Origin of the sequence: Desulfosarcina sp., from assembly GCF_041551955.1 — a bacterium.
Lineage (GTDB): Bacteria > Desulfobacterota > Desulfobacteria > Desulfobacterales > Desulfosarcinaceae > Desulfosarcina.
Genome location: NZ_JBFELV010000295.1, coordinates 1 through 6,177, shown reverse-complemented (window position 1 = coordinate 6,177; position 6,177 = coordinate 1). Strand labels below are relative to the sequence as shown.

The window sequence follows — 6,177 nt, the reverse complement described above, 5'->3', positions numbered from 1 at the left end:
GTCATGAAGATAGTGCTCTGAAACCACAGACGAGACGATCAGAGACAACAGGGAGAGAAAAATAAATGTGATACGCTTCCAATTCCAATCCGAGGGGCCGAGAATTCCGGTTGCAACCATGATCAGGAAAGACAGAATCAACGATCAACATCATCACAAATACAAAAAAACTGATCATCAGGGCATGTTTCAAAACAGGTAATAATTCCAACGTTTTGTTCTCCCCGGAATGGATCCCTACACGCAAGGAAACAGGGACGATGACAACCTGCTGTGATCGAATTTTTGGATCTACGCTTGCACGCCTTTACCGTGCAGCTTTTCGGCTTGCTCGGTAAGCAGCCTTTTAAAGCGGTCAAGACTGACTGGGTAGGGGATGATGGGAATGCCCATCCAGTCGGAATATTCCAGAAAGTCTTCCGGGTGTTCGGCCATATAGGTGTCCAGGTAACCGATGCCATCCAAAACCACGGCGCCGCCGGAATGCCTGGGAAAGTTTTCATTGGCCAGCCCCTTGTCCCACCCCTTGAATACCTTGTGGCGGAACTTGATCCAGCCGGGGGTCATCCACCAGACCTTTTCCCCACCGGCTAAGTCGGCGGCAATCCTTTCCCGTTCGGCTTCACTGGCGAGCATGTCCATGCAGTGGGTGGCCTGAATCCGAGCCACACCGGCCCCCTGCTCGGTGATGATCTGCTGCATGGTGCGGGTCGGTTTGTCGGCATTGACGTAGCAGAACTTGCCGCCGTAGACTACCAGGACCTTGCCCGCTTTTTGCTTGGCTTTGGCAATCCGAGCGATCAGTTGACGCTCAAGTTCATGGATGTCTTCGTGCAGTCCCGGTGTCGTGAAAAACAAATGTTCCGTATCCAGAAACCCTTCGGCTCTGAGATGTTTCAGTTCGAGACTCAGGGTGCCGCAAGAAACGATTGCAATGTCTGAAAAGCCCGGTGATTTCATAGTGACACCTGCTTTGGTAACGTTATGTAGCGTTAGGTAGCGCAACCTGATTGGGATTGAGTTCCATGATGGGTCACCTGATTTTATTCGAGCAAGGCCTTCAGCGCCCGTCGCAGGTTGTCCATGTCAGATGCATCCGGATGTCCCACCGCGTCGGCGGCGTCATCCAACCACACCGGTGGCAGGGGCTTGGCTTTGACCTTCTCCAGCACGTTTGGATTGACCTCGCCATAGCAGCTAAACGATCCGGCGACGGTAGCCCCTTCAGCCAAGGCTTGGGCGTGGGCCATTGCACTGGCGGCGTGATCAGAGCCCGGCCGGGCGCCGTGGGTGGCAAAGAGGAACACTTTTTTGTGCCCCTTCAATCGCGCCAGGTAGCTTGCGGATTTAGGATCCGGTTTTCCGGCTTGAAACCAGAAACCAAGGGCGACCAGATCGTAGTCGGTTGGGTCCGGCGCTTCATCGACCAGGCACATCTGTGTGCCTGTCGGCAATGCCTCGCACACGGTTTCGGCGAGTTTTTTTGTGTTTCCAGTTTGACTGGAATAAACAACGATCGCGTTCATTGAATATTCTCCTTTCTTGGGTGCTAATTTACGATGAACGGGGCCGGCATCGCGTCACCCGCAAGGGCCTTTTTGATCGCATTTTCGAGAACACCCTGGGATACCATTCCCGTTATGGAATTAATGGCTTTGCCCCCCTGAAAAATCATCAGGGTGGGGATGGACTTGATGCCATACCGTTCGGCGACGGCTGTGTGGCTGTCGACATCGCATTTAGTGAAAATCATTTGATTCTTGTATGTTTCCGCCAAAGACGCAAATGCCGGCGCCATGGCTTTACAGGGGCCGCACCAGGGGGCCCAGAAGTCTACGATGACAGGTTTGGCCTGTTGAAGCACTTGCCGGTCGAACTGATTGTTTTCGATTTCAGTGACAAACTCGGACATGAATCGATTCCTCCTTGACGGTTGTTGTTGGATTTTGTCAGCGTTCAATGGCCGAAGAACGAATTGATTTTCCCTCTTCACGTTTCAAACTTTATGCCAAAAAGGGAAGCCCCGACACGATGGGCATGTATGTCATCGTGCCGGGGCCTCAGGAGGTGAGAGTAAGGTTGAGTGAATCAAAATGGAGGTATTGATTGCCTACTCTGCTGTATTACGAAGCAAAGGGTGTGCCACGTTTGCCTTGATTGGTTCAGTCACCGTTGGAGCCTGTATTTTTTTATCTGGTTCCACACGCTGGTCCGGGAAATACCCAGCAAACGGGCGGCTTCGGATTGGTTGCCATTCGCCCGGTTCAGGGCCTCGATCAGTCGTCGCCGCTTGACGTCGTCCAGGCTTTCGTTGGGCGGGTTCTGAACCTCGCTGCAGGTTGGCGGGGTTGCGCTGATCGGCGGTGGCAGGTGGTCGGCCTCGATCATGCCGCCGGGACAGCTGACAAAGGCAAATTCAAACGCGCTTTTCAACTCCCGGGCGTTTCCCGGCCAGGCGTAGGCCATCAGATCATCCATGGCTGGTTTAGAGATGCCGGCCAGCTTTTTTTCGCTTTTCAGAAGGGTTCGGTTGAAAAATGATCGCGCCAGCACAGGAATATCCTCGATGCGCTCCCGCAGCGGCGGAATGTGAATGGGGATGACGTTGATCCGGTAATAAAAATCTTCACGGAAGGCTCCGTTGGCGATCAGGTCCGGCAGGTGGCGGTTCGTCGCCGAGATGATTCGTACGTCGACCGTGATGGGCCGGTTGTCACCCACCCGTTCGACCACCTTTTCTTCCAGCACACGCAATAGTTTGACCTGGGTGGACAGCGGCAGGTCACCGATTTCATCCAGGAAGATGTCACCGCCGCTGGCGGCTTCGAAACGGCCTTCGCGGCTTTTGTGAGCCCCGGTGTAGGCGCCTTTCACATGGCCGAACAACTCGCTTTCCAGCAGGGATTCGTTCAAGGCGGCGCAATTGACCTTCACGTATGGTCGGCTGCCGCGGGCGCCGGCGTCATGGATGGCCCTGGCCACCATCTCCTTGCCCGTACCGCTTTCACCATAAACGATGACCGGGGCATCGGATTGGGCGGCGTTGGTGATCAGCTCAAACACCCGCTGCATGGGTGCACTGATGCCGATCATGCCGTAAAATCGGTCCTCGGCATCCAGCTCCCGGCGGTAGCTTTCGATCTGCGTCTCTTTGGCCACCAGATCGGTAATATCGGTCATGGTCTCCACGGCGCCTGTCACCACGCCGCTTTTGTTTTTGAGCACAGAAGCATTCTTGAGGATGTGAACTATTCGCCCGTCTTTGCGGGTGATGCTGCATTTCTGTTTCCTAAGGTGGCCTTTTCTAAACATGACGCACCAGTGGCACCCCTCTTCCTGCCGCGCAATTTCGCAGGAGGTGCAGTTGAGCGTGGTGCATCGTTTCCCCACAATCTCGTGCCGGCCATATCCGGTGATCTCACCGAACGCCCGGTTGACGGAGATGACTATCCCTTCCGGATTCACCACCATGACGCCGTCCTGGATCGTGTCCACGACTGACTTCCAGTAATAGTTCAGGTCAAGACTGTTCATTACCATGACACCTGTTCAATTCGTTAACAGCTTGCATGTTCAGAAAGTTAACACATGAACAGTCCTTTGCCAACGCATAAAACCGGCCAAGGTCTTATTGCTTTGAAAAAACCCATCCCGATTGTTTTTATATATTTGAGATATTTGATTTTTTTGGTTTTTTCACCCAATGCTGTCAATGATGGCATTTGCATTGCTCTAAGGAAACACATCGTCAAACTGGTTTAAACCTATTTTCTGAAACAAAAGAGCCACGCATGTTAACGTTTGATCTTCGCGATACCCTGCTGCCTTTCTCCCTGCTGCAGATCACCAATTTGTTCAGAGAAATGAAACCAGGTGAAGAGATGCAGATATTTGCCGGTGTCAGCCACATCGATGCCACCATTTTAAAAGACGTCATGCTGATACTGCCGCGAACGGATTATGATCTGATCGCCAAAGAGAACCTGGACGGCGATGATCCAGTCACACGGTTGAGGCTGAGAAAAAAGGAACCATTAACCACACACCAACAAAAAGGAGACCATCATGTCAGAAATTGATCTGAGTAAACTGGACGTGTCAAGTACCGTGGATGCAAGGGGAAGTGCCTGCCCCGGTCCGTTGCTGGAGGCCAAAAAAGGCATCGGCAAGGTAAAGGTCGGCGAAGTGCTTGAAATCTATTCCAATGACTCGGGCACTCGCACCGATATACCGGCCTGGTCGAAAAAGGTCGGCCACGAGTATTTAGGCGTCCTTGCAGCGGATGGCTACGACAAACACTTTGTCAAAAGAAACAAATAGGCGCACGAATGATGGCTGCCAATGAAAAAAGAGTCAATCAGGAAAAAATACTGATTCTGGCCACCGAAAGTTGCGCCTATCCGGGTGCGGATTCCGTGGGGCAGGCCCATTCGAGCTACCCCACGAACACCTACATTCTCAGGGTGCGGGCACCGGTTCTTTTTCCCGAACAGTTTTACATTGATTGTTTTAGAAAAGGAATCAGCGGCATCATCATCATGTCCTGCGGCGAAGAGTGCCCCTACGACGGGGCGTATAAGGCGCTCGCGAAGCGCGTGGACCGGGTTTACCAGATAATGAAAGAAGAAGCGTTGGACATTCGACGATTGCGTCTGACCGCTATCTGTACCGTGTGCAACCGGGCCTTTCTAAATGAGGTCAATCTGATGAACGACCTGGTCAATGAACTGGGACCACCGGTTTTATCACCCAATCCAACGGTCGCCGCTCAGGAGCACCACGCCCAATTGGCGGCGGGATAACCGGCCGGCATCAATTAGCGCGGCTTCGGACCAAGGCGTTACCCAAAAGGAGGAATGAATGGCCCCCAACCGAGTTCTATCGTTTGACGCACTCGTTGTCGGCGGCGGCATCGCGGGCCTGCAGTCGGCCCTGGATTTGGCGGATCAGGGGTTTCAGGTGGCGATCGTGGACAAGGATGCATCCATCGGTGGGAAAATGATCCGCCTGTCCAAGGTGTTTCCCACGCTCGATTGTGCCAGCTGCATCACTACACCCAAGATGGCCGCCGCGGCGCATCACGACAACATCTCTTTGTTTACCTATTGTGATATCGCTTCCTTGGACCGTCAAATGGACGTAATAACGGCGGCCGTCACCCAGCGGCCCCGCTATGTCGATGCGCAAAAATGCATCGGCTGCAGGCAGTGCGAATACAACTGCCCGGTTTACGTGGCCGATGATGAGCAGGGCGGTTTTTCGGCCACAAAAGCCATCTCCATTCCCTTTTCCAACGCCATACCGCAAACGGCGGTGTTGGATGTTGAAAACTGCATGCTCTGCGGCAAGTGCGCCACGGTTTGTCCGACGGATGCCGTCGACTATTTCCAGCAGCCCGAGACGTTTGTCATCCAGGCCAACACGGCGATACTGGCCACCGGCTTCGACATCACACCCCTTATAAACAAGCAACAATACGGCAACGGCAACATACCCAATGTGATCACGGCCCTGCAAATGGAGCGACTGCTTGCCCCGCATGGTCCCTACAACCGGGTGTTGCGACCGTCGGATGGCATGGAGCCCGATTCCATTGCCTACATTCAGTGCGCCGGTTCACGGGACAAGAGCATGGGTGTGTCCTATTGCTCACGGGTCTGCTGCATGTATGCCATCAAGCAGGCCATGCTCCTCTCCGGGTCGCTGCCCCTGGCGGATATCACCATTTACTATATGGATATCCGCGCCTTTGGGAAAGGATACGAGCAGTTCTATCAGAATGCCAAGGCTATGGGCATCGAATTTGTCAAAGGCAAAGTTGCCTCCATCGCTCAAGGCAAAAACGGTTCGGTCGCCCTGCGTTATGAGGCCCAGAACGGCGAAGGGGTTACCACGGCGGATCACGATCTGGTGGTGCTCTCATTGGGGATGATTCCCGGATGGAACCCGCGGGGCGTTTGTCCGGTCTCGGCGGATTCGGATCAATTCATTAAAACCATACAGCCCAAGCTGGCCCCCACGCTCACCGATATGGAAGGGGTGTTCGTCGCCGGTGCGGCGGCCGGACCCAAGGATATTGTCGATACCATCACCGAGTCGGGTGCGGCGGCCATGGAAGCGGCCAAGTACATGGAGCGGATGAGTCAATCTAGAAAAGCGGTGGCCTAGTCATTTAGG

At 53.8% G+C, this 6,177-nt stretch carries 8 protein-coding genes; 4 read left to right on the top strand and 4 right to left on the bottom strand.

Annotated elements, in window-relative coordinates; genetic code table 11:
* Positions 1 to 291: 291 nt before the first annotated feature.
* The 4 genes from ABYV26_RS18280 to ABYV26_RS18265 all read right to left on the bottom strand — a co-directional run bounded on the left by ABYV26_RS18280 (position 292) and on the right by ABYV26_RS18265 (position 3,534).
* Entirely contained in the window at positions 292 to 960 is a 669-nt protein-coding gene (locus ABYV26_RS18280; RefSeq protein WP_372682795.1) for a DUF1638 domain-containing protein, read from the bottom strand.
* Between the two features lie 83 nt (positions 961 to 1,043).
* The gene (locus tag ABYV26_RS18275) at positions 1,044 to 1,526 is read right to left on the bottom strand and encodes a flavodoxin family protein (RefSeq protein WP_372682794.1); all 483 of its coding nucleotides are present in this window, start codon (positions 1,524 to 1,526) and stop codon (positions 1,044 to 1,046) included.
* A gap of 23 nt (positions 1,527 to 1,549) precedes the next feature.
* Entirely contained in the window at positions 1,550 to 1,993 is a 444-nt protein-coding gene (gene trxA, locus ABYV26_RS18270) for a thioredoxin (protein WP_372682793.1), read from the bottom strand.
* 173 nt (positions 1,994 to 2,166) lie between these two features.
* A complete protein-coding gene (locus tag ABYV26_RS18265) occupies positions 2,167 to 3,534 on the bottom strand; it encodes a sigma-54 interaction domain-containing protein (RefSeq protein ID WP_372682792.1) in 1,368 nt (455 codons plus the stop codon).
* A gap of 257 nt (positions 3,535 to 3,791) precedes the next feature.
* Between ABYV26_RS18265 and ABYV26_RS18260 the strand changes: the two genes are divergently transcribed.
* The 4 genes from ABYV26_RS18260 to ABYV26_RS18245 are packed head-to-tail and all read left to right on the top strand — an operon-like array spanning position 3,792 to position 6,168.
* Positions 3,792 to 4,079 carry a hypothetical protein gene (locus ABYV26_RS18260; RefSeq protein ID WP_372682791.1) on the top strand — a complete coding sequence of 96 codons (288 nt, stop codon included), beginning with the start codon at positions 3,792 to 3,794 and terminating at the stop codon, positions 4,077 to 4,079.
* A complete protein-coding gene (locus ABYV26_RS18255; RefSeq protein ID WP_372682790.1) occupies positions 4,066 to 4,320 on the top strand; it encodes a sulfurtransferase TusA family protein in 255 nt (84 codons plus the stop codon). Before ABYV26_RS18260 ends, ABYV26_RS18255 begins: the two co-directional genes overlap by 14 nt.
* A gap of 8 nt (positions 4,321 to 4,328) precedes the next feature.
* Complete coding sequence (locus ABYV26_RS18250) at positions 4,329 to 4,802, top strand: hydrogenase iron-sulfur subunit (RefSeq protein WP_372682789.1); 474 nt, start codon at positions 4,329 to 4,331, stop codon at positions 4,800 to 4,802.
* A 58-nt stretch (positions 4,803 to 4,860) separates the two neighbouring features.
* A complete protein-coding gene (locus tag ABYV26_RS18245; RefSeq protein ID WP_372682788.1) occupies positions 4,861 to 6,168 on the top strand; it encodes an FAD-dependent oxidoreductase in 1,308 nt (435 codons plus the stop codon).
* Positions 6,169 to 6,177 lie beyond the last annotated feature (9 nt).

What these genes read in the sequence shown, in the direction of transcription:
- ABYV26_RS18280 (WP_372682795.1), bottom strand. Translation starts at nt 960, where the DNA reads ATGAAATCACCGGGCTTTTCAGACATTGCAATCGTTTCTTGCGGCACC.
- ABYV26_RS18275 (WP_372682794.1), bottom strand. Translation starts at nt 1,526, where the DNA reads ATGAACGCGATCGTTGTTTATTCCAGTCAAACTGGAAACACAAAAAAA.
- ABYV26_RS18265 (WP_372682792.1), bottom strand. Translation starts at nt 3,534, where the DNA reads ATGAACAGTCTTGACCTGAACTATTACTGGAAGTCAGTCGTGGACACG.
- ABYV26_RS18260 (WP_372682791.1), top strand. Translation starts at nt 3,792, where the DNA reads ATGTTAACGTTTGATCTTCGCGATACCCTGCTGCCTTTCTCCCTGCTG.
- ABYV26_RS18255 (WP_372682790.1), top strand. Translation starts at nt 4,066, where the DNA reads ATGTCAGAAATTGATCTGAGTAAACTGGACGTGTCAAGTACCGTGGAT.
- ABYV26_RS18250 (WP_372682789.1), top strand. Translation starts at nt 4,329, where the DNA reads ATGATGGCTGCCAATGAAAAAAGAGTCAATCAGGAAAAAATACTGATT.
- ABYV26_RS18245 (WP_372682788.1), top strand. Translation starts at nt 4,861, where the DNA reads ATGGCCCCCAACCGAGTTCTATCGTTTGACGCACTCGTTGTCGGCGGC.